The following is a 25,743-nucleotide window of genomic DNA, read 5'->3' as shown; positions in this document are numbered from 1 at the left end:
TCGTGAGAAAGGAGAGGCCGGAAATGGCACGATCTCCGGCCTCTCCCAGCCTGGTCCCGATCACCAGTCGGAGCCACCGCATCTCCAGGCAGGCAAACGATAGCCGGCTTTACATAGCTCTACATCAGGAGCGTTCGCCTATGTCGGCGGAAGGAGATCAAGCGAGAGCCAAGAGAGGGCTGAGAATACCTGATGAGTTCTCGGTCGGAACGGCCCTTGAAGCGCTTGCTCGAGCGATGAGGCGGTGGGGCTTTACTCTCCCAGTAGCCAAACGCTCGTCACACGCCGCCTTCCGCTGACGCGGCGGGAATACGGCTGTGAACATTCAGAAAGAAAAACCACCAGCTTATGCTGCGTGCCTTCTTGTGCCCAAGAGGATTAATCCTCGTTCGCCTAACCTAGTTGCTTTGGACTAGCCGCCAATATCTTAATCGAAAGGGGAGTTCTGGCATAAAATAATATCTGTTGCTCTGAATTATTGGAGGCCGAAATGCTCGTGGAGCCAGTCAGCCGCCCTAAGAGGAATGTAGCAAGTAGCAACGCAAGCTCGCCCGTGGGAACTAGAGGCATCGAAACAGCGATCGGCTGGTCGACCGAACATGAGTACCAACGGGATATCGTTGAATTTCTAGCTCATTGTTGGCAGAGGGACGCACGAGCCATTGACGAACTCACGTCGTGCAAACGCTGGAGTGAGTTAATTGTGGTGCAGTCCAGGTGGACCTGGGAAGCCGAACAGGACCATCGCACTATGCTGAGCAAAATCCTGCTCTACCCCTGGAAGATCCTGTTCCGCCCCGGGCAGGTTCACTAACAGTCAACAGCGCTCCACTACATCCCTCCTACCGCTGACGCGGGCGGGGATGAGGCTGCGCTAGTCGGGCCGTCGGAACGTCTTCCCCCTGGCGGCTCGGAGGGCTCGGGCGGCAGGTCTGGCTCCTCGCCAGGATCAGGCTCTACCTCTGGGACTGGCATCGGTATGTCAGGCAGCGGAGGCACAGGAATGTCCGGCTGCGGCGTAGCTGGGTACGGAATATCAGACATGTCAGGTAATTCCCTCATTGAGTTCCTGGAGGCGGAACATAGGGCACATCGTCGGGCGAGGGCTCCCCATGATCCGATGGAGTGCCATCTTCCGGAACGGGGTCAAGCTCCGGAAGCTCAGGCAATGGAGCCGGCAACTCAGGGTCATCCGGTTTCGGATCTTCGGGCTTTGATGTTCCGGCCATCTCGCACTCCGTGCAGAGTTACCCCAAGGGAAGCTCCAACACAGTACCCGGTTCCCTAGACAAGGAGATCCAAAGAAAAACGCCCCAGCCGGGGAGGGGCTATTCCTCGGCTAGGGCGCTGTGATGACTGAGTGCACCGCCTTGGGCTGATACGCAACGCGCCCGTGGCTCGTGCATAGAACGGCTAAGGTTAAGGAACGATTCCGGCGCTTAGATGACGTAGAAGTCCTTGTTCGTCATTCCAAGGTTCTTTGAGATGGTCGCAAAAGCCACTGCTGCACCTTTCCCGGATCCATCAGCATCGTAGTAGAGAACGCCACTATCCTTGTCGTAGATAACCCGGTCGTTCTTGTCGTGCGCTTTGCCCGTGTTGTTCGTCCAGAACGCCGATGACTTGAGGGTGCCGTTCGCGCCAGCCTTCGTGAACACCGCGTTGTCCAAACGAACGGTATCGTCAACGACCTTGAAATCTTTGATGGCATCCTTGTTCGTGCGGCTGTTCGCCTTCGTGTCGAACACAAACGCGTCCTTCCCCTTACCGCCGTAGAGGGTGTCATTCCCGGCTCCGCCATAAAGGAAATCGTTGCCACCCTGCCCATAGAGCTTGTCGTTGCCGCCATAGCCCTTGAGTGTGTTGCTCCCCGATGTCCCGTTTAGGGTGTCAGCGCCCGCATAGGTCTCATCGGGTGTTGGGGGTGGGGGCGGAGGCGTGACCGGGAAAAGGTCATTCAAGCTAAGAATTCCATTGGAGAACGAAAACCACTCGACATTGACAACAGTGTCAGACCCCATGAATCCAGTTAGGTCGGTGACCTGGATGCTACCGTCTGGGTTGAGAGCAAACACATAGTTGCCGCTGTTCCCGAAGAAACTCGCAGTGTCTGTGCCCCAGCCGCCGTCAATGTAGTCATTCCCGCTCGCGCCAGCGATGTCATCGTCGCCGCCGTAGCCAAAGATTGCGTCGTCCCCTGTGCCTGCGAAGATATGATCTGTGTAGTCGTTCCCGTAAAACTGATCACTCGCTTTTGTTATCTCATCATAGCTGACGTTGAGACTGATGACGGCGGAGCTTGTTCCCACAAGGTCGAGGTAAGACGCCTGGAATACGTTAACCCCGAACTTACCGGCACGGATTTCATCGACCCGAAACCAGTCGACTCCGAGTTGTTGGTAGTGAATGTCGTACTGATCAACTACCGGGTTGTTGCTGACACCGAATGTTGCAGTGCCATAGCCCGAAATAGGGTCGTATTGGTCATCAACAGGAAATGTTGACTCGCCTTGGTAGGATAAACCGAATGCGGCATAGCGCATGTCAATGCCTTGCCCAGCAAGGTTAGATATCTGGAAAACCGCCATACTTCTCCCCACAATCAAGCCAGTTCAGGCTTGTATTTTGACATATACAACAATTGAGCCGACACGATAGTTATACTGTCTCACAGCTAGCTATCTATAACCGCTACACGTTGAGCAATTATTGCTTAGCGTTGGGAAGCATACGAATTTTGTATTCTCGACCAGACTCTAGTTCCGGAAATCGCCCTGGCGTTCCATCAACGCAGGAGTCGCGCCCTATAATCAGCCGCCAACGGATAGGAGACCCATTCATGCATGTCTTCGGCGCCTTTGAGTTGGACGTTCAGCCCGGCACACCCGACAACCCAGCATCTATCAGGGTTGCCCTTCTGCGATATGTCCGGGGCGAGGACGGGCGCCTGTTCATCACGCCGGAGTGCAACTCCCTCGAGGAGCTGGAAGGGCAGATCAATTCCCTGCAAGACGAACTGGACGAGATCCGCGAGAGAGCACGCCGAGCATTCCAATCCGCATAGTAGAGCCCGGGCATCCGGTTGACGACCCAGGCTTTGCCCCAAGTATGTGTGACCAAGCGCACTGTCCTGGGCTAGGGACGGAAATAGTCTTCACTATCACCCTTTAGCAGGCTGAACGATGAAGACCCACCTTTCCTACGGCACCTCGAAGGTATTCTTAACGGGACTGTTGCCATTGGCTTCTTTGCCTCCGCAACAGGTTCGAGCTGTTGCTCAAAACGACAATCATTGGCTATCTCCCCATGGATGTAGAGTCCGGAGGAAATCGCATTAGGAGGCCGCTGACGGGGTTTCCTGCTCCAGGGTGCCTTCCCACGGTCAAGACACCCAATCCCTGCCAACGCTCGCCGTATTGAATTCTGCGCTGCATGAATCGTTTGCCCTCGGCCTCGAAACGAGTGCGTTGATGTTTGAATAAAATGTCTAGGGTGCACATGAGGCCACCCCTCACACTCTGAGCAAACGATTCAAAGCCACGTGCACTCGTTATAAAAACCCGTAGTAATGGGGAGAGAAGCTTTGATCTGTGAGGACTCAGACTTCCTAATGGCCACCTACCCCCTTTGGTTTGCTGCGGGTGCGAAAGCCAGCAATTAAGCTGACTATCGGTCCTAGGGGGAGCCAGTGGCATGGAACGATTTTTGGTCACACATGACGGCGAAGGCCTTTGGTCGGTATCACACCAGGGGCGAACTCTCTATGTGTACTCTACCGAGGAAGAGGCTCGCTTGGCCGCTCTCGCATTAGCGGCCGATGCCAGCCAAACCGGGATTGCAGCGACTGTCGTAATCACGCCTGCGGAAATCAGCGGCGAACTCCGGACCACCCAATAGGACCTCAGCCTCCTGCTAACAATTACCGCAGGGCACCCCAGCCTGAGAGGGTGACAATCGCCTCCCGCAGGTCATCCGTACACACGAAGGGAATTCCTTGCTCCCGGCACCAGGCCGCAAAGGATTCCTGTTCCTCAGCTATGGTCTCACCCTGGCGCTTCAGCTCCAGGGCGTACAGCAAGCCTCCCGGAGCGCCGAGAAGGAAGTCAGGCCAGCCTCATTGCAATCCCATGGCCTTCAGTTGCACAGCCGTGCGCGGGTCTCGCTTCTCTCCAGCCGGGAAGCGGGTCCACCGCCAATCAGGATGGGCGAACGCTCGCAGGTAAGGGTAAAGGTTACTCCTGGAGTGTGACCGTGAAGACTGTCCAGCCTTAGTCGCGGCCGAGGAATTGGTAGGCCAAAGGCGAGGATCACGACATTCAGGACGACGACAAAGAGCAGCGCGATACGAGCCATTCTCTTGTGCTGCTCCAGTTCGGCGTTGATCGCCTCCAGCTTCTGGTGCTTGGCGAGTTCGTCGCGTTCTTGGGGCTTCACGGGTTCTCCTTCATCCTAGCGGTCGGGCAGGTCTGACAACTGGCGGCAAATTACATGCAAGGAGTACCGGTGCGAGAAGGTGTGAACTGCGTCACAGAAGTTCGGCCTCACATCTGGCATCGTCCTCGCAAACCAGAAGCCGGCTCACGCCTGGAGGAGATGACCATGTCGTTCGGCAGCAGACCCTTTTCAAACGACCTAAACACGGAACGCGAAAGCCCCGACACCTCTGGGGGGACTGACGGCCCCTCGGGCGATGACGGCAGCACCCCATACTCCCCTGATCTGAACACGGAACGCGACGGCCCGGACACAGTGATCCGAGGCAGTGAGGACAGAGACTGGTTGTGGGGCGGTGAGGGCAAGGACAGCCTCTGGGGCGAAGGCGGCCATGACGTCCTCTCTGGCAATGAGGGCGATGACCGTTTGAACGGTGGGGCCGGCAACGATAACTTGGAAGGAGGCCTTGGCGCGGATCAGCTCACCGGCGGCGAAGGCCAGGACCATTTCGCCTACTGGTGGGATGCTGCGGCCGAGAGCCCAGCGACCACGACGGGCGCGGATCAAATCCTCGATTTCCAGTACGGCACCGACAAGATCCGTCTTGAGGTTGACGGAACCGCTGACAATTACGGCTCGGCCGGCACCACGGCGGCGTCGATGGATGCCGCAGCCCAGGAGGCGAACCAGACCTATGCAAACAGTGGTCTGACCTACGTCTACCTTGCCAACGAGCAGGCGGACACCGGCTATCTGCTGGCGGATCAGGATGGCAATGGCGACTTCGAGTTCGGCGTCACACTGGTGGGCAATGGCCAGCCGGGCGAGTTCGGCTACGACGCCATCGAAAGCATCTACTTGGCGTAGCGGGCAGGTCGCAGAGGTGTCACCGCCGTTCCAGAAGTAGGATAAGGATTGACGGTGGATCGACAACGTCGTTTGGCGAATAGGGAATCGGCAATTGATCGATGAAGGACGAACTCCTTCGGGGTTGGAGCCTTGGGCTCTCGACATGCCCGGAGTTTGCCACGTGAAGGGAAGAGAGGGAGAGAACGCTGCTTGGCCATCAGCACCCAACAGCGATGAACTCGGAAGCGGTCTGATATGCGGATAGCGTCAGGACAGTCCGGGCCAATTGCTCTTCTCCCTCTGCCTCAAGGAAGGCGGAGAAGACGTCATCTCCCCCACCGCGTTCAATCAGATCCCGATAGGCTCCGAATAACTGCCCATCCGTCAGGTTCTGAATGGAGCTACCCAGACGGGCCTTCACCTCTAGCTTGCGAAGGCGGGCTAGCGTCCCTCGGCTCATTGCGCCACCTCGGGAACTTCAACCCCCACTAGCCGAATGACCATCAGGTTGTCGCCTTCGACCCACTTCGGGGAGGCTTTCAGTTCCGCGGTCTTCTCTTCCTCTTCCTCGTCACTGGCCACGAGGATGGTATGCCACTTGCCTGTATCCTGCGGAGCCTTCTGCTCCAGGGCCTCGAGGCGTCGAAGTGTGCTGCGGTTCATCGGGGAATCCTTCTATGGTCATGGACCCGGCGCCCGTTCATGGCGACATGGGCCAGCAAATCCGATATCGTCTTGCTTGTGGTGAAGGGCTCCGCCTGGGTGAACTTGTGGACCTGCACGAAGATGTCCCCGGGGTGAGCGCCATACTCCTCGAGGAAGGCCACATGCTTCTCCTCGAATTCCTCGTCTGTGTGCGCCGGGATGACATGCACCACGCCGTCACGGTAGGAGACGGAGGCCTCCAGCTTCGCCAGGCGACTGAGTGTCGTTCGCTTCATTGTTGACACTCCGGGCGTGCGAGGATGTCCACCCATTCCTCATGGGTCTGTGTGACAGGAAAGGACTCGGGCTCAGCAGCCTCATGCTCATCAGCAGGCCGCCCATGGTTCCAATCCACGAAGGTGTCTGACTTCCGAGCTATCCCAGCGGCAATCAGATCCGCTCGCTGGGCCTCAAAGTCCGCCGTGTCCCTGGCGTAGATTATGTGCATGCGCTCAAGGATCGGATTGCTTGCATCCTCCAGCTTCTCTAGGCGTCGCATGATGGCTCTGCTCATTTCGCCCCCTGTGCTGCTTCCAGCTTCTCAAGACGTTGTTGGATCTCGTGCAGTTCCACAGCCTTCGTGAACCCGTCCACGAGCTTCGACAGTTCGCCGGCCTCTCCGGGGGTGATGTCTCCGTTGGCCACCGCTTCCGCTAGTGCTGCCGTCGCCTTCACCGCATCTCCAGCCGTCTCCAGCTTCGGGAGGGTGAACAACACGGGTCGATCCTTACGAGGCGGCAGGATGCGATCCATCACCATCCGGAGCGCCGCGCCGTCCCCTGCAAGTGCCATCTCGACAGCCTTCCGCGTGATAGCCTCTGCCTCACCATCCAAGAGGGCTTCCAGGGCCAGCGTCGTCTTGTTCCGGGAGCCTTTAGGACGCCCAGGATTACCGGGACCGAACAAGCGTCCGCCCCTCGTTTTCTTCTCGTTTTTTCGGGAGGTCTTAGCCTCTGCCATGGTCTCAGTGTCCATGCGGCTTCTCCTCGTTTCGTGTCTCCATCATCAAGGCCCACCGCGTACAAAGTACGGTCTCGATGTCGGAGACATGGCCATCATGACCACGCCCCTCGACAGTGAGCCTTGCCTGCTTGTCCAGATCCCCCAAGAAATGCGATGCGGCGGCCCGTGGCGCCGTTTTCACGTTCGCGGGTACTTCCATAGCCGTTGTGCTCATCAGAGGATTCCTTGCGGAGAATTCGGGTTCTCGCCCGACCGCTCCGAATAGGAGCCATCGCCAACCGTAGCGCCTTCGCTGCGCTGTCCCGTGTGCGAGCGTTCGCCCCTGCTGTTGTAGCCAGGACCGAAGCCATAAGTTGACGGGTCCCACGTATCCCAAGAGGCGGCAGGCCCGAAGCCCAGATCAAAGCCGCGGCCATCGATCCACCCGCCGAAGGCATTTCCGAGCCTGTCAGTGATCCGGCCGAATGGATCAGCAGCACCCCAGACGCCACCCATCACGGCACCGATAGGCCCGCCCGTCAGGCCACCCAATGCAGCACCAGTAAGTGCCTTCCCTGTCCAGCCATCAAAGAGGCCAGGACTCCAACCCTTCGCGATTTCAGGGTTGGCCATCGCATCCATGAAGGATGTCTTTTCAATCGGGTCCATGACGCCGAGAGCAGAGCCAAAGCCGCGGATAGACATATCCGGCAGGTCGAATGATGGAAGGTCGAACGACGATAGGCCAGAGAACAGGCTCTGTTCCTGCGGCCGAGTGGGAGGTAAGGGCGCCGTTTCCGGCAATGAGACAGACGAGTTGTAAGAACGCGAAACAGGACCGGCCACTGTAGGAGCGGGGCCTTGTGTTGCCGGTCTTGTGGACGTGTTAGGCGAGGCCTTGGCTGTCTGTGTCGAGACAGACGGGGTAGAGAGCCCAGACACGCCCAACTTATCCGCCATATCGTCCGCATACATGGCCTGCATGTCGAACGAAGGAGATGCACTCGCCACCGGTGCCGGAGCAATCGGAGCCTGTGGTGTTTCCGGCGCCTTGGGTGCCAGCTCCGTCATTACCCGGTCAGCAATCGCAGCCTGGTTCAGATCCGAGGAGTTCCACGAGTTACCGTTGAAACCTTCGACTACACCTTGGGCCCGGTCCATTGCATTGCGGGCCTCAAGAGATGGAGCCGAGAAATCGGGGGTATTTCCCCAAGGTCCAGCATCCACGCCGGCCGAGAAGCCCGTCCCAGGCCCCCATGCATCCGCCTCGATCCCGAAGGTTTCACCCATCCCGAGAGCGCCGGGCGAGGTGATGCCTAGATCCGTCTCCGGATAGCCTGTCTCAATGGCACGTTCCGGAATGGCGCCGTTGAAGCGCGCATCAAAGGACGCTTGGTCAATCAAGCCAGGAGCGTTGAAGCCCTCGAAACCCGGCGTCCATCCTTGCTCGAAGGCTTGGGGCGAGCCCATGGGTACACCGTCGAACAGGGAGGCGGCATCAGGTGAGGTGAAGCCTTGCGACGGCCCAAGGGATTGATTGCTGAATGCCCCGGCAGGAGCAAGGGAGCCTGGACCCGTGAAGTCTGTCGGACCATCCAGCGGGCTCGGCCCCACCGGATCGAGGTAGCCGCCAAATTCCACCACCCCAATCGGATCAGCCGCGAAAGAGCTAACCCCGTCATCCGGCGTGATGCCGAAGTTATCCGCGAACCCTGTTGGCCCTATAGGACCAATCCCGAGTTGTTCTGTGACGTCGGGAACGTCAATGGCCTCAAGCCCCGTCCTCTGCACCAGGTCACTGTAGTTCAGACCCGGCATCACATCCTGTTCAAGCTCCTTCGACAGGTAGTCTTGAGCCTCACGCTGCACGACGGAGGCAGCGGCCATGATGTCCCCGCGGTTCACGTGCGCCGTGATGTCGGAAACCATATCGTCAGGGATGTCGACGCCTGTGAGAGCGGCAGCCGCGGCGAACCGAGACGCGAACTCCTTTTCAGTCGGAGATTTCACACCCGCAGGCCATCCGCCTGTCGGGGAAAGGCTATGGCCTCCGAAGCTCGATCGATTGCGCCCAACACCTGCCTGACGCTCGAAGCCGGGGGCGGAGAAGTGCTCAACGCCCAAGCCAATATCAATCCCCATGTCGCGGGCTTTGACGGCCACTTCAACGGCCTTCTGAGCTCGCATGTATCCTTCCTGACGAATGCCAAGAGAAGGAGACAGGGATGGATCGTATGCGGCCGCAAGAGCCGCCTCGAGGCCAGCCTTGAAGTTCTGATGGCCTGCTGTCGAAGCGCCCCGGATGTTGCTGTTGAAGGTCGGACTGAACTGGCGACCAGCGCCAGGCAGAGACCGTCCTTGCCGAGTGGCGTCAATCATCGTCCCCGCGCTGAAGGGAGCCGCGAAGACGTCGCCAAGGGCTGCCGAGCGGGCAAGGTACGCGCTGGGGTTCTGTGCACGGTTGAGGGCTGTAGCGGCGATAATGCCCATGCCAACGAGGCCTTCATGCATGGCCTCGCCCATGGTCATGCCGATGGTCATTGCGTAGTCGGTATCGCTCACACCGTATGCGGAAAGCGGATTAGGCATCTATCGCGCCTCCGGAGGCAGCGTCATCGGAGTGCCGAATTCCTGCTGAGTGCGGGGACGCGCCTGTTCCTGTGCTCCAGGGTAAGACCCCATCGGAGGCGGATTGTACTTCTTGCGGTAGGCCTCATAGGCCTTCTCCGCACCCTCTTTGTCCCCCGCAAGGGTCATGTCGACGATGTTCTTCAGATCCCGTCCACGTTCGGTTTCCTGAAGGACATCCATGGGGGATTTCTCCCCATGGAGTGGTGCCTGCTCGGGTTGGTAGTTGGTATCACGCGCCATGACGGGACTCCCCAGCGCCAGAATTGCTAGGATGAGAGCGGCTAGGCGTGTCATGGGTTATTTCCTTCAAGGATATTCCCGGCAGATTAAGACGCCTTGCGGCCTCCGGATCGACCTTCATCAAGAGAAGATGACCCAGAGACCGGACAAAGCTGTCCGCCTTTGATTGGAGCTTGGGGGACTTGCCGTTCATTGATCCACCTACTTGCTCGGAGCCAGAAGGTCGTCAGCTCTGGCCCAACCAAAGGCAGCCACAAATCCCGCCTTCAACTGAATGAAGTACGGGTCTGCGTGGCTGAGGTGGTCGCAGTCGCGGAACAGGTTGCGGAGCTTGATCGGTTGCGCATTGATTTGAGCGTCAATGATTTCCGCCTCTTCATCCGTTGCTTTGCGCCAGATGTCGGCCTTGTAGGTGCGGCCGACCCTAGGGGCAGGCACGGCAGGAGCGGGGCTATTGCCTGCCGCAAGCCATTCGCGGAAGGCCATCGCATCGAGGTCATCGCCACTCGTGAGGACGAACACACCATCCGAACGCAACACAAGGTCATCCCGCTGGTTGCCATCAAAATCCAGAAGGTAGGTATAGCTCATGAATTGGCCTCATAGATGCCGGTCATAATGAGACGGCTGCCGTTCACAGCAGGGAATGTATTGTCGTAATTGAAGATACCGACCGTGGTCGCGCCCGAACTTATTTGCCCAGTGAGCGCCTTGCCCGTCATGCCACGGTCACGACCGACGAGCGTGAAATCTGCCGCAGCAGCAAACGGCAGGTTCACGATGATGCTCCCTGTTGCTGTTCCCACAGAGCTGACGGTCAGGTCGATCTCGATGAAGACTAGGCGCCCGATTTTCTTATGTCGCCGGGTGCCCGTGGCCGACCCCAGCGCACCGCTACTGGACGAAGCCCCCGTTGACGCAGAGGTCCATGCTGTAGACAGATCCCCTAGGTTGTTGGTGTCCCAATCGCCCTTGATTACCGCCATCATCGCGCGAGCCGAGTCATTGATCTGACCCGGAGCCATGCCCTCAGGCCAGCTAACGCCACTGGCTGCATCAGCGATGCCGTTCGCACTTGGAGTGGTCGACCAGTTAGAAATTGGCATTATCGAAATCCTTTACGTTACTGAAATTACTGATTGTTCCAGGAGGGGGCTGCGTAAGCCGTACCTGTGGCGGCACTCTTACCGATCCGCTCAAGGTTTTGCCTGAGAAGCTGCTGCGAGCCCTTGCTGGAAATCGGCGCCTTCATCAGGGCCGCTTTCGCAAGTTGCGGATCGAGCATCATCTCAAGCACCAGGTCATCAACCTTCTTCATCCCGGCCGCCCGCATGGAGCCAAGGACATGCTTCACGCCAGCGCCGGCAGCACCAGCCGCAGCGCCCGTAAAGTCACCAATGAGGGCACCGCCACCCGCAGCCACGAGGATCTGAGAGAACAGGCTTTGCTTGCCTGCCTTTTCAGCGTGCTTGTCGAAAGCCGCGCCGATGTCCTGGGGAGAGTTGGAGTTCCCCGGGATCTTGATAGCCTGGAGCGAGCGTTCAGCCCGCTTGATGTCATCGGCAATGGCCTGCATCCGTAGCAGGTCCTCGCCACTGAACACCTGGCGAAGCGCCCCAGCCTTGTCCTTCACGAAGGAGGCGAATGCATCGGCCTTGATCCCGTTCTCTCCGGAGGCCGCAACCTCCTTGTTGGAGATGAACTTGGCTTCGATGTACTCAGCCACGGCCCGCTTGAGTCCATCCCGAGCCGCAGGGTTGCTCTTGGCGGCCTGTGAAAGGGTCCGCATCTTCGCGGCAGCATCCCGGCCATTCAGAATGCCGGCAATCTCCTTCGGCAGGTCAGCCGGATCGACCTTGGCCAGCTTGCCAAGAACCGACTTGTTGAAGGCATCGAGCTTCGACTTGCGGAGCGCCGCCACACGGTTGAGGGTTTCGGAGGCCAGAGAGGCACTAGCGAACCGTGCCCGCACGTCCTGGGGCAGTTCCCGCAAGGCTGCATCATACTGCTGCCGCCACCGCTGGAAGCCCTTCGGATCGAGAACACCGTCCTTGATGTGCTTGGACAGGGAGAGAGCCGCAGCCTCTGCAATGTCGGAGTGCTTGGCACCTGCCTTAACCAGCGCCTTGATACGCTCCCCGCCCGTAGCGCCGGGCATGAAGGCGTTCTTGGTCACAGAGCCCGGACCCATGCGGAACGTGTCCCTGTCGCCTTCCTTGCGCAGGATCTGCCCGGCATAGCCCTTGTTATAGGTGCCGATACGCTCCCGCGTGGCCTTGGTCGCCGCGTCATAGCGAGCACCGGCCTGCGGGTCGTCCCTGTAGCCATCGAGGATGGATCCGGCAGAGGCACCCTCGCGCGGGGCATAGGTCGCCCGCACAGGCCCGTCATCATCGAGCGCCATCACAGCCCGTTCATAGGCCGTCACAGCGTCCCTTTCTTCACCACTTGCCAGGCGCTCAACCGCGTCGTTGAAGGCGCGAGGGCTCATCTCCTCCGGAGCAATGCCGACGCTTTGCAGCTCCTCCCGAAGGAGTTTCGAGGCGGATTGAAATTCAGCCTCTCGGCCGTCGAGATCCGAAGCGCCAGCGCCCCGCATTTCGTCCGCAGCCGTATAGGTCTTGCGGCCCGCCCGCTCCTGCTCAATGAGGTCAAAGAGCTCTTTCGTGATGTCGCGGCTTGCGTAGCCATCGGCATCAGGAGGCAGATAGCCGGCATCAATCAGCTTATTGCGCCAGTATCCGTCAATCGATCGACCTTCAGGACGTGCCAGCTTGCCGAAGCGGCCGACAGACACGTTGCCCCAATCCCGTGCGGTGCTTTCAGCATCGAGCGGGAGGCCGCCGTTCCTGGCTATGAATTGGGTAAGGGAGAGCGCCTTTCCGCGTCCCGCTTGGCCTTGTACGCCTTGAGTTCGCGCATTGCTTCCAGATTGGCCTCGCTGCGAGCTCTCCGCTCCGCCCAAGCCAGGAACTCTTCCCGCTTGTACGGATCGAACTTGGCCAACCTCTCTTCCAGTTGAGCCACTCGCTGTTCTAGCGTCAAATTCATCAGCCCACCGAGACACTGCGCCTAGAGCAACAGGATCAGAAGAAATCCGTTCCGCCGCTGACTTCGTGATAGCAGAGCGAAGGGCGTCGTTCAATTGAACCAGCCGGCCATAGGCAGGGGTCCGTCCACGTCCAGGCGAGTTCAGCTCCGCCCGCATCGCCGCTTTGATCTGGGACGCAAGGTCATTGAGTTCGCGGAATGCCTCAACGGGCCTGTAAGCCGCAATGAGTTCCCGAATGCTTTTCTCTTCCGGCGTGAGGCCGATTTCAGCCGCCCGGGTCATGTTTCCATAGACACGGTGCGCAGCCTCACGGGCGCCCTGCGTGGGGACCGTCAGGGAGCCGTCAGGATCGACCGCTTTCCACAGGGCCGTTTCCCGCTTGCGGGCTTCGTCCTCTGCGTCTCTCATGGTGCTGCGGATGGAATTCCCGATGCCGTCAGCATCCTCGCCAGGACGGACACCATCTGTGGCCTCTTCAGCCGCAGAGCGGGCACGGGCTTCATATCCCGATGTGACATCATCGATGTCTTTGAGCTGCTGCTTCAGGAAGGAGACAATCTCCTCCGCATTGCCTTCACCCTGGACGGAGCGCAGATGCTCGACACGGGCGGAATTCTGCTCCGCACGACGTTGGGCGAACACCTCCGGGTTATTGGTCTGCATCTCCCTCTCAAGGGAGCCGAGGCCCATGTCACCCGTAGCCTGGAATGTGGTCGGCTTCGATCCAGGGACGAGTTCAGCCCCCGCGCCTTCATCGAGTTCACGCCAGGCTGCATCAGGGTTCGACGCCGCGCCATAAATCCGAGCCCGTGCCGCCGCCTCCTGTGCTTCAGGAGACCGCAGGAGAGCCTTGTCTAGGGCTTCGGTCGCGGATCGATAGCCTTGCCGCGCCAGAGCGGGGACAGCGGCCCCGGTGATGCCGAGAGCCAAGCCCGCACCCGTGCCAATCAGCGGGTTGATGTCGTTTTCGGCTGCCGTCTGTGCGCCAGTACCCGCAAGGCCGCCAATCACGCTTTGAGTGATAGGAGCCTCGGCCAGCTCCGTCAGAATCCGTCGCGTAGCTCCCTCCGTGGCCTTTGCGCCGACTTTGGCGAGGCCAGCACCGGAGAGAGCCTCAAGGGCCGTCTGTCCGCCTGAAACCGCAATGCGTTCGCCTTCCGTCTCCGGCTTGGGAAGGCCAAGAGCATCAGCCCCAGCCTCTCCAAGAGAAGTGACGGCATTGGTCATCTTGAAGGGATCGCGGTACGGAACTTCCTCGGCTCCGAGAGCACGGGCGCCGGCGTTGTAGGCCTGACGCGTCATGTTCTCCAGAAAGCCAATGGTCCCGTCATAGGCGAGCGCCGGCAGGCCTGCGATGGCACCGGGGATTGCCTGGACGCCCGTTCGACCCGCAAGACCTGCCGCACGGCCTGCTGTCAGCTCCGGCTCTTCAGGTGCAGCAGATCCGCCGCCCGTAATCCCGAGCGACTGCGCGATTTCCTCAACGGTTGCGTTCTGCTGCTCCGGCGAGAGCTTCAGGAAGTCATCGCTGACTTCCACGTCCCGGTTGCCGATGGTGAGAGTTGCCATGTCGCTACCTCACCGTGCCGACCAGGTGACGCCCGAGCGGGTCTGTCCCTGTGTGGCTGCCTGTGCCCCCGTGGTCGCCCGGTTATGACCAATCGGCCCCTTCCGCACATTCGGGCTGTAGGGCTCCACCGGGAACGCTGGATACTCGGCTTCAATCTGACGCCTGGAGCGACGGCCCTGGAGGGCTTCACGCTGCATATCGCGGAGAGCCGCCCGCAGACGCTTCTGCTTGTCGAGAACAGTTGCCGGGCCGTCATAAGGGCCAGGGAGGTACTGCTTAACCTCGTTTTCGGCCTCTTCCTTGTTCATGCCGGCACCGGTCAGCATGCGGACCATGGCCTCTGAACCAAGCTTCATATCTCGTTGGATGGCGCCGCTCTGACCGAAGCCCCAACTATCAATCGGACCAACCGCCTTCGGGTCTTTCGACGTAAGGTCTTTCTCGATCCCGTCGAACCGCTTGAAGTACTGATTAGCGAGACCGAAACGCGCCGCCAGTTCACCCGGCAAAGGCTCGTTAATATCCCGGTCAGGATCTTGCGGGCCGCCAGGGATTGGAGCCAGCTTGCCGTCAGGGCCATAGGCATAGCCAGACGGGGCATTAGTCGCGCCTCCCCGCTTGGTCTGGAGGAACTGCGGGAACGTGCCCTGATAGCCTCCCTGCTTCGCGTATTCATACTCGCGGATGTCGTCAGTGCTCGCCGGCTTTGTTTCGAGCCCGAGCTTGTACCGCTTGGCCTGGTTCAACTCTTCAGGAGAAAGGCCTTGCGTCAGGCGATCCCATTCTGTGGGTTCACGAGACTTGTAGCGGTCCAGGGCCAGGGAGTTCAGCACCTCCGGCATGCCGGCCAGCTCAGGGCGCCCGAGCTTCTGGGCGAGTTGCTGGTATTGAACCCGCTTCTGTTCCTTCTCAGCCTCAGCCTGCTGGAGCCGCCGCGTGTATTCATCCTGCTGCATGCCCTGTGCAAAGCCTCGGGCCGCGCCGCCAAAGCCCTGTCCATCCATCAAGGCTCCGGCAGCCATCAACATGGCCGCTTGGTTGTCCCGTGCGAACTGATCGAAGCCCCCGAGAATGCCTGTGCCCTGCGGCACGTCGCTTGCGAGAATTCCTCCTCCGAGAATGCCGGCACTCATTGCGCATCCTCCTGGAGAATTTCGATGGTGCGCGTCATGAGCTGCTTGATCAGCTCAAGCGCCTCGGCCATGTGGTCGGTGTGCTGCTGGAACCAAGTCTCAGCGAATTCAGCACAGCCGCTATGAAGCTCGAATGATGCAATTACGAACCCGAGCTTTTCATGGGCTTGCTGCATCTGCTCACGAATGAGCGGCCGGAATTCTTCACGCAAAGCCACAGCCTTGGGGCTGCTGTATGCGGCCTGATAGAAGGCGCCGAGTTCCTCGCGCTGCTCCTGGGATAAGTTCGCCAGCATGTTAGGCCCCAACCACGTAGGCGAGGGCACTATGCTTGTACCTGTCGGCAGACAGACGCTCTACCCGCTCACCGATGGCGCGGCGAATGAACTCCGAGGCGGGGACGCTCTCCGCCTGTGCGGCTTGCTTCACAACAGCCCGTAATCCACGTGGCATACGGAAGCGGATCGCATCAGGGTATTGTGCCTCGTTCTGTGTACTTTCTTTTTCTGCACTATTCAGCATAGAAATCTCCACCGTTTCACGAATTGTAAACGGTGGAGGCACACAACAGAATGGAGTTTCTTGGAGTATTTGGAGCTTGTTCTATTTAGCTTGTGCTTGCGCCGAGGAGGAGATTATCGGGACGCCTGCCATCTCGAAATAGTGCTTTACTTCAGGGCTCGTTCTGTCGCCCTTCCAGTATGCTTTCAGAGCAGATACATTGCCCTCAAGCCGCATCAGAAGCGCTGGGTGAGATATGGCCCAGCGTCCGCCTGCAATCTTGCGGCCAATGCCATCCTCAGCCCACATACGCATGGTCTCGGCACAGCGCCCGGCAATCTCGCCAGCTTGCTTGAGCGGGATAGCCTCTTTTACGTTCCACGGCTTCAGGATCTGCCGTTCGCTCATCATCATTGGCGCTACTCCTACACAATGCGCTTGAAGATGCGGCCATCGGAGAGCGCCGCAGTCGTTGAGGTGAGGGTGATGACGTGTGCGCCTTGGAGCGTTCGCACGAGTCCATCAGGACGGAACAGGTCATCTGCCCCCCAGCCCATCGCTTGGGCCTGCCGTCCGAAAACATCGAGAAAGCGCCCAGCATCATCGACGGCCTGAAGCCATCGAGAGACCGACAATCCAGGTGGTGGCGTCAGTTGAAGGCGAGCGAAACCAGCCGAGTAGAGAGGAAGAATTCCCCCCTCGATCTCCGCCATGGCTTGCCTCTCCTCCAGGTCGGGAGACGCGGGGAAACTCCCGGCAACGCCCATCACACCTGTCACACTTTTATTTTCATTCGTGTGACGCGCTAAGTTGTTGATTTTGTTGGGCATCACACCTGTCACACCCATCACACCTGTTTTTTGGGTGGAGCTGGATTTAAGGAAGGCGCGGAAGGCTTCACGATTGGGTCGCATCAGAGCCCTCCCCATTGCTCAAGAGCCGAGGCTTTGACCGCATAGACAGGAACTGTGCGGCCATCCACCCGCTGGTGGAGACGGTTGGCCTTGTCGTTCTTGGAGCCAACCAGAGCGCCACGTTCGGCCATCATGCGGGCAATGCCCTTGGCCTCTGCAATTCCGGCCAGAACCTCCCTCCAGCCCGTCGATGTGAAGCCCCAGAGCACCTCACCATCACGAGACAGGCGGTAGCCCAACAGGTCGCGGATCGGGGCGCTGTCCGGCGAAGACAATCCATCATCATAGATCTTGCGGAAGCGGCTCTCGCCATGCTTCTCGACGGCTGCCTTGATGGCTTCCACGGCGGAGACCAGCTCACCCGGTCCCTCGCCGCCCAGAGTGCCGCGCCATGCATCGAAGCAGACAGCCGCTGCGCGTTCCGCCTCGCCTTCAGTCCATGGAAGGTCAAGAGCCACGCGGGCGAACTCGCCAGCGGTGGCAATCAATGCGAACCTGTGGGCAACCCGGTACGCCTGTCCACTGGTTTCGCCTATGCCCTCAAGCAAGGTCCGCTGAATGTCGGCAATGCGCTGGCGAGCTGCATCCGCTGTCGCCTCTGGGTCGTCCGCAAGATACTCCACGAAGGATTGACCTGCCGTTCCGTAGGTGCGCAGTGCTGCGGCTTTGATCTCCTTCGAGAACTCAGCCGGATCGTGACCCTTGGTGTCTTCAAAGAGGCCAAGACCCTTGCCAGCATCAGCAGGCACATCGACAAGGCGGATGAGCTGCCCGGCCTTCGCCCGCTTGCCTGTTTCAGCAATCTTGTCGCCAAGTCCGATTTCGCCGGATGACAGGAGCATGATACGCCATTCCGAGCGGGCTCTTACTTCAGCGTCCCGAGTGGCACGGGCCTTGCCCTGTCCGTTGACAAGAAGATAGGCGGTTGAGCCTGCTTCCTTAGCATCCAACTCGCCAAGCTCATCAAGAGCCAACAGAGTGCCCGAATGAGCCCGAGCGATGGCCTCTAGCGCGTTTCCTGTGGCTCGCCATGTCTGAGTGAAGCCGCCGCGCCCACCGCCGCCCCAGACGCTTCCAGCAACAATTAGGGCCGTGCTCTTGCCGAGGGATGATCCGCCGACAAGATGAACCCCACCGCCCTCATCATTGAGGAGGTCGGTGAGTGGCCCGGCAAAGGCAGTCGAGAGAGCCAACACCAGACGTGAGTTCCCGGCAGAAGGCTTTGCAACCTTCTCGATCCAATCAGCAAGAGTGCCTTTCTCGCCGTAGCGGGCGGCATCAGCCTTTCCGTCGTAGACCACGCTTTCCCCGGCTGACTGCCCGATTGTGGCATGGGGCAGGACGAACACGTCACCATGCCATCCACTGCGACGGACAAGACGAACGCGCGAGCCGCAGTTCAGGCCAACCAAGGCGGCTTTGAACTTTTTCAGACGGTCGGAATGTGGAGACAATTCCAGGCCGCCAGCCGCCAGAGGCTTCAGGACTTCCGTTCCGTCTCCGATCAGATCCGCCAAGGGCAGGAAATGGCGGTGCTGGATGTGGTCGCGGTCGTGCCATTCGAGGGCAATGGACCATCCATCGCTGTTCGGATCGCGGGCAAGGCCCAACACCGTGAACGGGCCAGAAAGGCGACTTCGTGGTTTGTCCTCACCGGGATCAAACCAGAGCCCCTTGCTATCCAGGACATAGCCGTGTGGCCATTGGATCGTATTGGATCTGCGCGGATTCTCGGGTTCTAAATCAGGTGTCCCGAGGCGTTCCATTTCGTCAGCAAAAGGATCATTGTCGAGAGCGTTCAAGAGCGCTGCTCCTTGGTCGTGCGAAGGTCGTTGAGGGTTCCGAGAGCTGCGCGGGTGTAGGCCACAAGCCTGCGCACAGCGTATTCAAGGCCAGCGTCATCCCCGATGGATGCGTAGGTGACGCCGAGTTCTGCCTGGATGCGGGCCATGGCGAGAGTTTCTTCGATGAACTCCCGGTAGGCCCAGGGCGACCCGTGAGGAGCGCCCTGCGTTGAAGTGGGGTTGCTCAAGGCACGTACCCCCACTGGAGTTTGACGCGGATGGCGCGAAGCCAAGCAGCCTGCTTCTCAGTTGGCTCGTAGCCCGTTGCGGTGCGGCGGATCATGTCCAGGACGAACTTGCGTTCCTTGTAGGAGAGGTCGCCACCGTCATGGTTCCGACACCAGATAGCTATCTCGCCCCAGGTCTCCGGCTCTTTTTCAGGTGGCGGAGTAGGCGCATAGACTTGGGGCTTGGCGGCACACAGGGCCTCCACGAGGTTGTGGAAGTCCATGCCTGCACCTTTGAGCGTTCTGCTGATAGCGCGGACGGTTGCGACGACTTCGCCGTCATGGTCCGTGGAAAGCATCGGAATGAGCTTTGAGAGCTTCGGGGCAACAACCGCCATATCAGACATTGGCGAAGCCTCCTGTCTGAGCGAAGTGCTGAGCCAGGCGAGAGAGGCCCTGCTTCAGGAGAGAGGCCCGTTGCGGGTTCCCTACACCACAGTTGTCGCGGCAGACCGAAACCACGGCATAGGCGACGTTCTCACCAAGGGCGAGAAGGGAGCGGCCCGCCGAAATGCGAGCTTGCTGTTCAAGTCGTCCGGCAGCCTGCCAGAGAGCTGCCATACGCTGACCCGCCTGAAATTCGCGGTTGTCAATGATGCCCGCGATCCGAGCCCGAGCTAGGGCAGAGCCGGGAGCGCCGAACTCTTCGGAAATTGTGTGGACACGTGGCCTGTATCCAGTGTCCAGCGGGCGCGATTTATCCTTGCTCTGAATGAGCATCGTGTTAGAAATGTTTTGCATGAAATGAATTCCTTGAGCCCCGCGCAGCCCCTGTGTCGGGGCTCTTCTTTTGCGGTCGGGGCGTTGGCCATTAGTTGGGCTTACGCCGCGACGGTCGCGGTGCTTTCGGATGTCGAGCGGCGCTCGTGGCTTGTCATCCATTCCTTCACTGTCGGAACGTGATAGCGAACGGCTTTTCCGATTTTGGAGAAAGGGGGCGTATCGCCGGTCAAGCGGCGCTTATTCCATGTGCTCGCACTAATGCCGGTAATCTCTGCGAGCCTGCGAACGTCTACGTATTCGTCTTTGTCCATCGTCCATCCTTGTTTGATGGAACCACCCGGTCACGCCGGGAATGACTGGACAATGAAGGGAAACGCTGGGAGGCGGTATGACGTAACTAGCGCATATATTGGGGTGATTTCGTCACCCCAATATCACGAGGTTTCTAATTGCTCGGTCAAAGGACACACGAGGCATATTCTCGCCGTAGCTGTTCCAGCACTCGCGAACAAATGCCGCGAAGGGACTATCCGCACTAATGGATGGCCTGGCGCCAGTTAGAAGTATCCAAAGGTGGGCCATGTTCCGAACGAAATACGCCTTCCATAATTGACGCTTGCGTCCCGGTTTATCGTCATTGACCCATAATAGAGGGATCTCGGCCCGTGCTATCTTGCCTAGTTCGATTAAACTAAGAGCTGCTTCCGCAATCTTATCTTGGTGCCTTATGATTTCTTCCTGAACTTTCGCAAGTTTGGGTTCGCTGCCCTCTTCCGAGGTGTTCAGCCATCTTTCTTCTCTCGCCTGTCTATGCCCAATTTCCCAAAACGGCATGTCGAGAACAGTCAACAATCTATCACATGCATCGTCAAAGATTTCGGCGCGTTGTTTCGCCGCCTCCGCAGCAGAGGCTTCCGCATCGAAATCAGGAAACATCTGAGCACAATGCTCAAGATGAGACCTAACAAAATTGTAAGGCCCCCATAATTTCAATGAAATGTTGATGCCGTCGCGCATTGCCTCAATTCGAGGGGAAGAGTTTCTTTGAATTAGGTCTTTAATAATATCATCAACGGCTAATATGTGCATCTCATCTGGCGCTAACCAGACGTGCTTATAATCATTCTTCCTAGATTGATCACGGAAGTATCTAACTGACTCATGAAATTTACGACCGCCTACTTTATTAACTCTATCATTGATGTATCCATAACCTATCTCGCTAAGTAGCTGGTGGGCTTCAGCGTTGCTCAATTCTTCGGCTGTTTCATCATACCAGTTAGCCATCGCACCGCACATGCATTGCCCGCACCATGAAAAGTGACACACGGCAGCCCCGGTGCGGTCGGGGTTTTCGGATGGCCGTCCTAGCCGTGTGCCGTCTCGAATGTCTATTCCTTGCGCATCAGCTCCACGATGTGGCTGGATACGCGGTCGGCAGCGGCAATCAATGCGCTGTCCAATTTGTGAATATAGCCTTCGGTTATCCCGCTCCCGGCGTGGCCGATCAGGGCCTTGATGGTCGGCAGGGTAAAGCCCAGGTCTTCCGCCGTGGAAGCGAAGGCATGCCGCAGCCCGTGCGGCGTCACGTTGGGCAGGCTGTCCCCTATGATCCGGTCCCATGCGCGAGGCAGACCCCTAAAAGGGATTTTCTCGCCACGAATTCCGGGAAATACAAAGGTGCTCTTTGACCGCTTCATAGCGGCTTCAAGAAGCTCTGTAGCCTCCCGCCCAATTGGGCGGATGCTCTTGCCAGTCTTGCTGTCGCCAAGGCGCAAAGCCTGCCCCGCTAAGTCAACTTCTACCTTTCTCAGGTTTTCGATCTCACCACGTCGGCAGCCGGTCAGAGCGATAAGGCGGACCGCATCCACAGCCTGCCAGGATTCGCCTGCTTCCTCGGCTTCCTTGAGCTTTGTCCCAAGTGTCTTATAGCCATCAGCGTCTAAGCGAATCGTGCGACGCTCATCGGCCGGGCGCTTTATGCCCTTGGCTGGATTGTCGGTTCTGTAACCTTCCTCGACAGCATAAGAGAGGATGCCACCCAGAAGCCCCATGGTTCGGGCTGCCGTACCACGTCCGCCCTCCACAATAGCGCGGCCTCTCTTGCCAGTCTTAATGTCCGCCTTGCTCTTCCCAGCTATAACATCCCGTAGGAAGGCCCGAACGTCCGCCGCGGTCAAATCCTTGACGGTGCGGTGCCCAATAAGTGGAATAATGTGACGTTCAATGCGGCCCTTGTCCGTGTAAAGGGTCGAGGCTTTTTTGCTCTTGCCCCGCCGCGTGATGATCAGACCCCGCTCCGCCTTCTCTAGGTACTCCCGGCACAACTCAGCCACGGTTGCGGCTTTCCGATCTGCCACTTTGGTTTCGGCAGGATCTTCCCCCTTTGCCACTCTGGCGAGCATTGCTCGCGCCTCATTGCGGGCCTCGTCTGGAGTCAGGATTCCGTAGCGGCCAACGGTGACGCGGCGGCTTCGCCCATTCTTGTTGCGGTATTGCACTAGGAATGACTTAGCCCCGCTCGGCTTCACTCGGAGCCCAAAGCCTGGCAGGTCATCATCCCAAACGAATACGTCCCGAGCCGCATCTAGGGCCGTAGCATCGACCGTCCTTTTGGTGAGTTTCGGCATTGGGTAAGCAGGGGGTAAGCAGAAACGGGGAAACTAGGGGAGACATCAAGAGATGAAACACCTATGAATTCCCTTATGATACAAGGCGCTAGGAAAGGCAAGGCTACATCAGGAAACATGAGGAAATCCCTGTGCCTTGCCCTCCGAAGGCAAAGGTCACACGTTCGAATCGTGTCGGGTGCGCCATTTCCTTCCATGATCAGTTTCTGACCTTGTCAGCGCCGGAAGGGCGCGATTCCGTCTTGCCTGACGGATCGGTCTCGTTCGGGGCGCAAAGCAAGTTCGAAAGGTGACGGCTGCGCGGCTTGTCCGGCGGGGAGAGGATGATGCGATTTCCAGAAATGGGGTCGAAAATGATCATCGTTTTCTTTTTCTTTGAAAGCGGCATGGGGTCCTGCGAGATACACAGGAAGAAACGACTCTCCCGGCATCCCGTTCATGCCGCCATTCCTGCGATGTGCGTTTGAGCACCAGAAGGTGCGCAGGGCTGGTTTTCTCGGATGCAGCCTTCGTCCGCACGACCTGCCTGCATTCGGCTGCGCCTTATCGCGTCCGACGCGCGATGATCCAGACCGCGTGGACGATGCCTGGGATGTAGCCGAGAATCGTCAGGAGAATGTTGAGCCAGAACTGCCCGCCGAGGCCGACCGTGAAGAACACGCCGACGGGCGGAAGCAGGATGGCGAGCAGGATGCGTAAGAGATTTGCCATGGGATTGCGATGAGAGCTGAGGCCGTGAAGGGAACGACACCGTAGCCATTCCGTTCCGATGATCGCTGAGAGGACGCCAGAGATGATCTCGGTCCGCCGAGCGGCGCACTGAAGATTGTGATATGATCTGGATCAAAGCACCGCCGACTGAGGTGCCGAAGAATGTCTCCCGTAACAAGGAGCATAGCCGTGAACAAAATTTTCAGGCTTCCCCACGATGGATTGGTTCTCGTCAGCGACGGCCGGAAAGCCCTGTTCTTGAAGAACAAGGGCGATGGCCTCTATCCGAACCTCCAGGTCGAACGCGTTCTGGAGGCTCCGGATAATCTGCCGACACGCCTTCAGGGCACGGACAAGCAGGGCCAGGCTGCGATGCTCGGCCAACGGAGCGCGATCGAGCAGACCGATTGGCACGATCTCGCCGAACGGAAATTTGCCGGGGAAGTGGCTGAGGCGGTCAATGCCGCCTGCCTCAATGGCGGTGTGAAGCACATCATCGTGGCAGCGCCCCCACGGACGCTGGCCGAGTTGCGGACTCGGTTTTCCGATGCCGCAAAGCAGCGGATCATGGCCGAGGTGAACAAGGATCTGACCAAGCATCCGGTCTACGAAATCGAGCAGCACCTGGTGGCAAGCGCCTAAGGTCTCTGGGCGTCCTCAGCGGTCCCATTTGATGTTCAGCGCGCTCGTCACCAGCCGGTCGATGAGAACCGGCGCGTCGGCCGCCATGCGCTCGATTCCCGTTACCGCCTGGCGCGTCATGCGCCCATTCAGAAACGCATAATCCATCACGATCGCGCTGATGAGCGCGATCGTGGTCTTGAAGGCGCGTGAGGCAAGATCCGACCAGACCATGGGACCTCTCAGGGAAACGTTGTTCGCCTCATGCCCGAAAGGCTTGGCAGGATCAAGAGACAGACGGCCTCAGGCCTGTTTGAGCATCCATTCGTGGTCCGGATCGTTGCGGAACTTCCAGATCCGCTTCGGACCGGCCATCACGTTGAGATAATAGAGCTCGTAGCCGTGTGGCGCGCCGACGGGGTGATAGCCCTTCGGCACCAGCACCACGTCGCCATTCGCCGCCGCCAGCGTCTCGTCCAGCGAACGGTCATCCGTATAGACCCGCTGCAGGGCGAAGCCCGAAGGAGGGTTGAGACGGTGGTAATAGGTCTCTTCCAGAAGCGACTCGTTGGGCAGCATGTCCCGATCATGCTTGTGGGGAGGATAGCTCGACCAATGGCCGGAGGGCGTGATGACCTCGACCACGAGCAGGCTCTCCGCGGCTTCGGTCTCGGGCAGGATGTTGCGCACATGGCGCGTGTTGGTGCCCTGGCCGCGGGTTTCCTGCCCGACCTGATCCGGGCCGATCACGCGGGCCGGGAGCTTGCCCTCGGCCGGCGCAGTGCACACGGCGATCTCGCAATCCGTCTCGGCGTTGAGCGACCAGCCGGATTTAGCCGGTACATAGAGCGACCACGGATCCGGCTCGAACGGCGAGGCGCGCCCGCCAATCACGCCAAAATCGCTGCCCCCTGCGCCCACATGCGCTTTGCCTGAGAGCATGACGATGCAGGCTTCCCGGTCGCCTGTCGCCTGGCGCAGGTTCTGCCCGGCTTTCAGCTGGTAGACCTCGAATCCCACATAAGTCCATCCGGCGGATTCCGGCGTGATGGCGTGGACGCGGCCTTGGCTGTCGGGCTTCGACGGTTTGACCAGGAGCTTCGACATCGCAACTCTCCCTTAACGCAGGCCGGCTTCCTTGAGGGAGCGGGTGAGATTGGCATAGCCCATCTTGGCGTAGGTCAGCGGATGAGCCTTCTTCGGATCCTGCTCCGCCTCGATCACTACCCAGCCGTTATAGCCCGGCAGTTCCTTAAACACCGAGACGAAATCCACCATGCCATCACCCGGCACGGTGTAGACGCCTTCGATGACGGAATCGAGGAAGCTCCAGCCTTCAGCCTTCGACTTTTCCATCACGTCCTTGCGTACATCCTTGGTGTGCACATGGCTGATGCGGTTGCGATAGCGGCGGGCGAGCGCAGCCGGGTTGGCGCCGCCCCAGGTGGCGTGACCGGTATCGAGCAGGAGATGAACCGCTTCGCCGGTCGAGCGCATGAAGGCGTCGATATCGGCCTCGGATTCCACGATGGTGCCCATGTGGTGGTGATAGACCACGCGCACGCCTTCCTGCAGGGTGCGTTCGGCCACTTGCGTGATGCGGCGGCCGAACTCGGCCCAATCGCCGTCTTTCATGATGGGACGCTGCGACAGCGGCTTGGAGCGATCACCGTGAATGGCATTCGAGGTCTCGGCAAAGACGAGCACGTTCGATCCCATGGCCTTCAAGAGATCGAGATGCGGCCGCAAAGCCTTCATCTCCGCATTCGCATCGTGCTTCAACAGCTCGGCGGAATACCAGCCGGACACGCAGGCGAGTCCAAAGGGTGCCAGCGCTTTCTTCAACGCTTCCGGTTCGCGCGGAAACTTGTTGCCGAGCTCCATGCCCTCGAAGCCTGCTTCCTTGGCCTCGGCCAGGCAGACCTCCAGCGGCGTCTCGCCACCAAGTTCCAGCATATCGTCGTTGGACCAGCCGATGGGATTGGCCCCGATGCGGATCGTCATGTTCTCATCCTT

32 protein-coding genes are annotated in these 25,743 nt (G+C 59.2%); 4 read left to right on the top strand and 28 right to left on the bottom strand.

What is annotated here, in order from left to right; translation table 11 throughout:
- Positions 1 to 1,439: 1,439 nt before the first annotated feature.
- On the bottom strand, positions 1,440 to 2,588 hold the full coding sequence (locus ACS5Q1_RS07190) for a calcium-binding protein (RefSeq protein ID WP_473097519.1): 1,149 nt from the start codon (positions 2,586 to 2,588) through the stop codon (positions 1,440 to 1,442).
- A 251-nt stretch (positions 2,589 to 2,839) separates the two neighbouring features.
- On the opposite strand from ACS5Q1_RS07190, the gene ACS5Q1_RS07185 reads away from it, so the two are divergent.
- On the top strand, positions 2,840 to 3,064 hold the full coding sequence (locus ACS5Q1_RS07185; RefSeq protein ID WP_473097518.1) for a hypothetical protein: 225 nt from the start codon (positions 2,840 to 2,842) through the stop codon (positions 3,062 to 3,064).
- A 629-nt stretch (positions 3,065 to 3,693) separates the two neighbouring features.
- Entirely contained in the window at positions 3,694 to 3,897 is a 204-nt protein-coding gene (locus tag ACS5Q1_RS07180; RefSeq protein ID WP_473097517.1) for a hypothetical protein, read from the top strand.
- Between the two features lie 22 nt (positions 3,898 to 3,919).
- Here ACS5Q1_RS07180 and ACS5Q1_RS07175 read toward each other — a convergent pair whose 3' ends face one another.
- Complete coding sequence (locus tag ACS5Q1_RS07175; RefSeq protein WP_473097516.1) at positions 3,920 to 4,078, bottom strand: hypothetical protein; 159 nt, start codon at positions 4,076 to 4,078, stop codon at positions 3,920 to 3,922.
- Positions 4,079 to 4,134: 56 nt separating this feature from the next.
- Complete coding sequence (locus ACS5Q1_RS07170) at positions 4,135 to 4,434, bottom strand: hypothetical protein (RefSeq protein WP_473097515.1); 300 nt, start codon at positions 4,432 to 4,434, stop codon at positions 4,135 to 4,137.
- Positions 4,435 to 4,599: 165 nt separating this feature from the next.
- On the opposite strand from ACS5Q1_RS07170, the gene ACS5Q1_RS07165 reads away from it, so the two are divergent.
- On the top strand, positions 4,600 to 5,301 hold the full coding sequence (locus ACS5Q1_RS07165) for a calcium-binding protein (protein ID WP_473097514.1): 702 nt from the start codon (positions 4,600 to 4,602) through the stop codon (positions 5,299 to 5,301).
- Positions 5,302 to 5,739: 438 nt separating this feature from the next.
- Here ACS5Q1_RS07165 and ACS5Q1_RS07160 read toward each other — a convergent pair whose 3' ends face one another.
- From ACS5Q1_RS07160 to ACS5Q1_RS07055, 22 genes are all read right to left on the bottom strand, one after another.
- The gene (locus tag ACS5Q1_RS07160) at positions 5,740 to 5,946 is read right to left on the bottom strand and encodes a hypothetical protein (protein WP_473097513.1); all 207 of its coding nucleotides are present in this window, start codon (positions 5,944 to 5,946) and stop codon (positions 5,740 to 5,742) included.
- Positions 5,943 to 6,224 (bottom strand): hypothetical protein, encoded by a 282-nt coding sequence (locus ACS5Q1_RS07155; protein ID WP_473097512.1) that lies wholly within the window; start codon positions 6,222 to 6,224, stop codon positions 5,943 to 5,945. The genes ACS5Q1_RS07160 and ACS5Q1_RS07155 overlap by 4 nt, the downstream gene beginning before the upstream one ends.
- A 274-nt stretch (positions 6,225 to 6,498) precedes the next feature.
- Entirely contained in the window at positions 6,499 to 6,963 is a 465-nt protein-coding gene (locus ACS5Q1_RS07150; RefSeq protein ID WP_473097511.1) for a DUF5681 domain-containing protein, read from the bottom strand.
- 201 nt (positions 6,964 to 7,164) lie between these two features.
- Positions 7,165 to 9,519, bottom strand: a complete 2,355-nt coding sequence (locus ACS5Q1_RS07145) for a hypothetical protein (RefSeq protein WP_473097510.1) — start codon at positions 9,517 to 9,519, stop codon at positions 7,165 to 7,167.
- Entirely contained in the window at positions 9,520 to 9,855 is a 336-nt protein-coding gene (locus ACS5Q1_RS07140) for a hypothetical protein (RefSeq protein ID WP_473097509.1), read from the bottom strand.
- A 147-nt stretch (positions 9,856 to 10,002) separates the two neighbouring features.
- Positions 10,003 to 10,392, bottom strand: a complete 390-nt coding sequence (locus tag ACS5Q1_RS07135) for a hypothetical protein (protein ID WP_473097508.1) — start codon at positions 10,390 to 10,392, stop codon at positions 10,003 to 10,005.
- Positions 10,389 to 10,907: a hypothetical protein gene (locus ACS5Q1_RS07130; protein ID WP_473097507.1), complete on the bottom strand. Its 519-nt coding sequence runs from the start codon at positions 10,905 to 10,907 to the stop codon at positions 10,389 to 10,391. The genes ACS5Q1_RS07135 and ACS5Q1_RS07130 overlap by 4 nt, the downstream gene beginning before the upstream one ends.
- Positions 10,908 to 10,933: 26 nt before the next feature.
- Positions 10,934 to 14,422 carry a hypothetical protein gene (locus tag ACS5Q1_RS07125; protein WP_473097506.1) on the bottom strand — a complete coding sequence of 1,163 codons (3,489 nt, stop codon included), beginning with the start codon at positions 14,420 to 14,422 and terminating at the stop codon, positions 10,934 to 10,936.
- Between the two features lie 9 nt (positions 14,423 to 14,431).
- Complete coding sequence (locus ACS5Q1_RS07120) at positions 14,432 to 15,556, bottom strand: hypothetical protein (protein WP_473097505.1); 1,125 nt, start codon at positions 15,554 to 15,556, stop codon at positions 14,432 to 14,434.
- Positions 15,553 to 15,852, bottom strand: a complete 300-nt coding sequence (locus ACS5Q1_RS07115) for a hypothetical protein (protein ID WP_473097504.1) — start codon at positions 15,850 to 15,852, stop codon at positions 15,553 to 15,555. The genes ACS5Q1_RS07120 and ACS5Q1_RS07115 overlap by 4 nt, the downstream gene beginning before the upstream one ends.
- A 1-nt stretch (position 15,853) precedes the next feature.
- Positions 15,854 to 16,078, bottom strand: a complete 225-nt coding sequence (locus ACS5Q1_RS07110; protein WP_473097503.1) for a hypothetical protein — start codon at positions 16,076 to 16,078, stop codon at positions 15,854 to 15,856.
- 81 nt (positions 16,079 to 16,159) lie between these two features.
- The gene (locus tag ACS5Q1_RS07105) at positions 16,160 to 16,471 is read right to left on the bottom strand and encodes a hypothetical protein (protein ID WP_473097502.1); all 312 of its coding nucleotides are present in this window, start codon (positions 16,469 to 16,471) and stop codon (positions 16,160 to 16,162) included.
- A gap of 11 nt (positions 16,472 to 16,482) precedes the next feature.
- Positions 16,483 to 16,971: a hypothetical protein gene (locus ACS5Q1_RS07100; RefSeq protein ID WP_473097501.1), complete on the bottom strand. Its 489-nt coding sequence runs from the start codon at positions 16,969 to 16,971 to the stop codon at positions 16,483 to 16,485.
- The gene (locus tag ACS5Q1_RS07095; RefSeq protein WP_473097500.1) at positions 16,971 to 18,773 is read right to left on the bottom strand and encodes a DUF927 domain-containing protein; all 1,803 of its coding nucleotides are present in this window, start codon (positions 18,771 to 18,773) and stop codon (positions 16,971 to 16,973) included. Before ACS5Q1_RS07095 ends, ACS5Q1_RS07100 begins: the two co-directional genes overlap by 1 nt.
- On the bottom strand, positions 18,770 to 19,003 hold the full coding sequence (locus ACS5Q1_RS07090; RefSeq protein WP_473097499.1) for a hypothetical protein: 234 nt from the start codon (positions 19,001 to 19,003) through the stop codon (positions 18,770 to 18,772). The genes ACS5Q1_RS07095 and ACS5Q1_RS07090 overlap by 4 nt, the downstream gene beginning before the upstream one ends.
- Positions 19,000 to 19,389, bottom strand: coding sequence for a hypothetical protein (locus ACS5Q1_RS07085; protein ID WP_473097498.1), 390 nt, complete (start codon positions 19,387 to 19,389; stop codon positions 19,000 to 19,002). Before ACS5Q1_RS07085 ends, ACS5Q1_RS07090 begins: the two co-directional genes overlap by 4 nt.
- Positions 19,382 to 19,783 carry a hypothetical protein gene (locus tag ACS5Q1_RS07080; RefSeq protein WP_473097497.1) on the bottom strand — a complete coding sequence of 134 codons (402 nt, stop codon included), beginning with the start codon at positions 19,781 to 19,783 and terminating at the stop codon, positions 19,382 to 19,384. Before ACS5Q1_RS07080 ends, ACS5Q1_RS07085 begins: the two co-directional genes overlap by 8 nt.
- 80 nt (positions 19,784 to 19,863) lie before the next feature.
- Positions 19,864 to 20,076, bottom strand: coding sequence for a helix-turn-helix transcriptional regulator (locus tag ACS5Q1_RS07075; protein ID WP_473097496.1), 213 nt, complete (start codon positions 20,074 to 20,076; stop codon positions 19,864 to 19,866).
- 112 nt (positions 20,077 to 20,188) lie between these two features.
- Positions 20,189 to 21,052, bottom strand: a complete 864-nt coding sequence (locus tag ACS5Q1_RS07070) for a hypothetical protein (RefSeq protein WP_473097495.1) — start codon at positions 21,050 to 21,052, stop codon at positions 20,189 to 20,191.
- Positions 21,053 to 21,156: 104 nt separating this feature from the next.
- The gene (locus ACS5Q1_RS07065) at positions 21,157 to 22,395 is read right to left on the bottom strand and encodes a tyrosine-type recombinase/integrase (RefSeq protein ID WP_473097494.1); all 1,239 of its coding nucleotides are present in this window, start codon (positions 22,393 to 22,395) and stop codon (positions 21,157 to 21,159) included.
- A 199-nt stretch (positions 22,396 to 22,594) separates the two neighbouring features.
- Positions 22,595 to 22,783 carry a hypothetical protein gene (locus ACS5Q1_RS07060; RefSeq protein WP_473097493.1) on the bottom strand — a complete coding sequence of 63 codons (189 nt, stop codon included), beginning with the start codon at positions 22,781 to 22,783 and terminating at the stop codon, positions 22,595 to 22,597.
- A 155-nt stretch (positions 22,784 to 22,938) separates the two neighbouring features.
- Positions 22,939 to 23,106 (bottom strand): YqaE/Pmp3 family membrane protein, encoded by a 168-nt coding sequence (locus tag ACS5Q1_RS07055; RefSeq protein WP_036371238.1) that lies wholly within the window; start codon positions 23,104 to 23,106, stop codon positions 22,939 to 22,941.
- A gap of 189 nt (positions 23,107 to 23,295) precedes the next feature.
- Here ACS5Q1_RS07055 and ACS5Q1_RS07050 point away from each other — a divergent pair, with 189 nt between their 5' ends.
- On the top strand, positions 23,296 to 23,748 hold the full coding sequence (locus tag ACS5Q1_RS07050) for a baeRF12 domain-containing protein (protein WP_246776681.1): 453 nt from the start codon (positions 23,296 to 23,298) through the stop codon (positions 23,746 to 23,748).
- 15 nt (positions 23,749 to 23,763) lie between these two features.
- Here ACS5Q1_RS07050 and ACS5Q1_RS07045 read toward each other — a convergent pair whose 3' ends face one another.
- The 3 genes from ACS5Q1_RS07045 to iolE form a co-directional block, all read right to left on the bottom strand.
- Positions 23,764 to 23,961: a hypothetical protein gene (locus ACS5Q1_RS07045; protein ID WP_473097492.1), complete on the bottom strand. Its 198-nt coding sequence runs from the start codon at positions 23,959 to 23,961 to the stop codon at positions 23,764 to 23,766.
- A gap of 69 nt (positions 23,962 to 24,030) precedes the next feature.
- A complete protein-coding gene (gene iolB / locus ACS5Q1_RS07040) occupies positions 24,031 to 24,834 on the bottom strand; it encodes a 5-deoxy-glucuronate isomerase (protein ID WP_473097491.1) in 804 nt (267 codons plus the stop codon).
- 12 nt (positions 24,835 to 24,846) lie between these two features.
- Complete coding sequence (gene iolE / locus ACS5Q1_RS07035; RefSeq protein ID WP_473097490.1) at positions 24,847 to 25,731, bottom strand: myo-inosose-2 dehydratase; 885 nt, start codon at positions 25,729 to 25,731, stop codon at positions 24,847 to 24,849.
- Positions 25,732 to 25,743 lie beyond the last annotated feature (12 nt).

Source organism: Microvirga sp. GN3 (assembly GCF_055792825.1).
This window is presented reverse-complemented; position numbering and strand designations above follow the sequence as displayed.

Coding starts and splice junctions, on each gene's coding strand:
- ACS5Q1_RS07190 (WP_473097519.1), bottom strand. CDS start 2,588: ATGGCGGTTTTCCAGATATCTAACCTTGCTGGGCAAGGCATTGACATG.
- ACS5Q1_RS07185 (WP_473097518.1), top strand. CDS start 2,840: ATGCATGTCTTCGGCGCCTTTGAGTTGGACGTTCAGCCCGGCACACCC.
- ACS5Q1_RS07180 (WP_473097517.1), top strand. CDS start 3,694: ATGGAACGATTTTTGGTCACACATGACGGCGAAGGCCTTTGGTCGGTA.
- ACS5Q1_RS07165 (WP_473097514.1), top strand. CDS start 4,600: ATGTCGTTCGGCAGCAGACCCTTTTCAAACGACCTAAACACGGAACGC.
- ACS5Q1_RS07160 (WP_473097513.1), bottom strand. CDS start 5,946: ATGAACCGCAGCACACTTCGACGCCTCGAGGCCCTGGAGCAGAAGGCT.
- ACS5Q1_RS07155 (WP_473097512.1), bottom strand. CDS start 6,224: ATGAAGCGAACGACACTCAGTCGCCTGGCGAAGCTGGAGGCCTCCGTC.
- ACS5Q1_RS07150 (WP_473097511.1), bottom strand. CDS start 6,963: ATGGACACTGAGACCATGGCAGAGGCTAAGACCTCCCGAAAAAACGAG.
- ACS5Q1_RS07145 (WP_473097510.1), bottom strand. CDS start 9,519: ATGCCTAATCCGCTTTCCGCATACGGTGTGAGCGATACCGACTACGCA.
- ACS5Q1_RS07140 (WP_473097509.1), bottom strand. CDS start 9,855: ATGACACGCCTAGCCGCTCTCATCCTAGCAATTCTGGCGCTGGGGAGT.
- ACS5Q1_RS07135 (WP_473097508.1), bottom strand. CDS start 10,392: ATGAGCTATACCTACCTTCTGGATTTTGATGGCAACCAGCGGGATGAC.
- ACS5Q1_RS07130 (WP_473097507.1), bottom strand. CDS start 10,907: ATGCCAATTTCTAACTGGTCGACCACTCCAAGTGCGAACGGCATCGCT.
- ACS5Q1_RS07125 (WP_473097506.1), bottom strand. CDS start 14,422: ATGGCAACTCTCACCATCGGCAACCGGGACGTGGAAGTCAGCGATGAC.
- ACS5Q1_RS07120 (WP_473097505.1), bottom strand. CDS start 15,556: ATGAGTGCCGGCATTCTCGGAGGAGGAATTCTCGCAAGCGACGTGCCG.
- ACS5Q1_RS07115 (WP_473097504.1), bottom strand. CDS start 15,852: ATGCTGGCGAACTTATCCCAGGAGCAGCGCGAGGAACTCGGCGCCTTC.
- ACS5Q1_RS07110 (WP_473097503.1), bottom strand. CDS start 16,078: ATGCTGAATAGTGCAGAAAAAGAAAGTACACAGAACGAGGCACAATAC.
- ACS5Q1_RS07105 (WP_473097502.1), bottom strand. CDS start 16,471: ATGATGATGAGCGAACGGCAGATCCTGAAGCCGTGGAACGTAAAAGAG.
- ACS5Q1_RS07100 (WP_473097501.1), bottom strand. CDS start 16,971: ATGCGACCCAATCGTGAAGCCTTCCGCGCCTTCCTTAAATCCAGCTCC.
- ACS5Q1_RS07085 (WP_473097498.1), bottom strand. CDS start 19,389: ATGTCTGATATGGCGGTTGTTGCCCCGAAGCTCTCAAAGCTCATTCCG.
- ACS5Q1_RS07080 (WP_473097497.1), bottom strand. CDS start 19,783: ATGCAAAACATTTCTAACACGATGCTCATTCAGAGCAAGGATAAATCG.
- ACS5Q1_RS07075 (WP_473097496.1), bottom strand. CDS start 20,076: ATGGACAAAGACGAATACGTAGACGTTCGCAGGCTCGCAGAGATTACC.
- ACS5Q1_RS07070 (WP_473097495.1), bottom strand. CDS start 21,052: ATGGCTAACTGGTATGATGAAACAGCCGAAGAATTGAGCAACGCTGAA.
- ACS5Q1_RS07065 (WP_473097494.1), bottom strand. CDS start 22,395: ATGCCGAAACTCACCAAAAGGACGGTCGATGCTACGGCCCTAGATGCG.
- ACS5Q1_RS07060 (WP_473097493.1), bottom strand. CDS start 22,783: ATGCCGCTTTCAAAGAAAAAGAAAACGATGATCATTTTCGACCCCATT.
- ACS5Q1_RS07055 (WP_036371238.1), bottom strand. CDS start 23,106: ATGGCAAATCTCTTACGCATCCTGCTCGCCATCCTGCTTCCGCCCGTC.
- ACS5Q1_RS07045 (WP_473097492.1), bottom strand. CDS start 23,961: ATGGTCTGGTCGGATCTTGCCTCACGCGCCTTCAAGACCACGATCGCG.
- iolB (WP_473097491.1), bottom strand. CDS start 24,834: ATGTCGAAGCTCCTGGTCAAACCGTCGAAGCCCGACAGCCAAGGCCGC.
- iolE (WP_473097490.1), bottom strand. CDS start 25,731: ATGACGATCCGCATCGGGGCCAATCCCATCGGCTGGTCCAACGACGAT.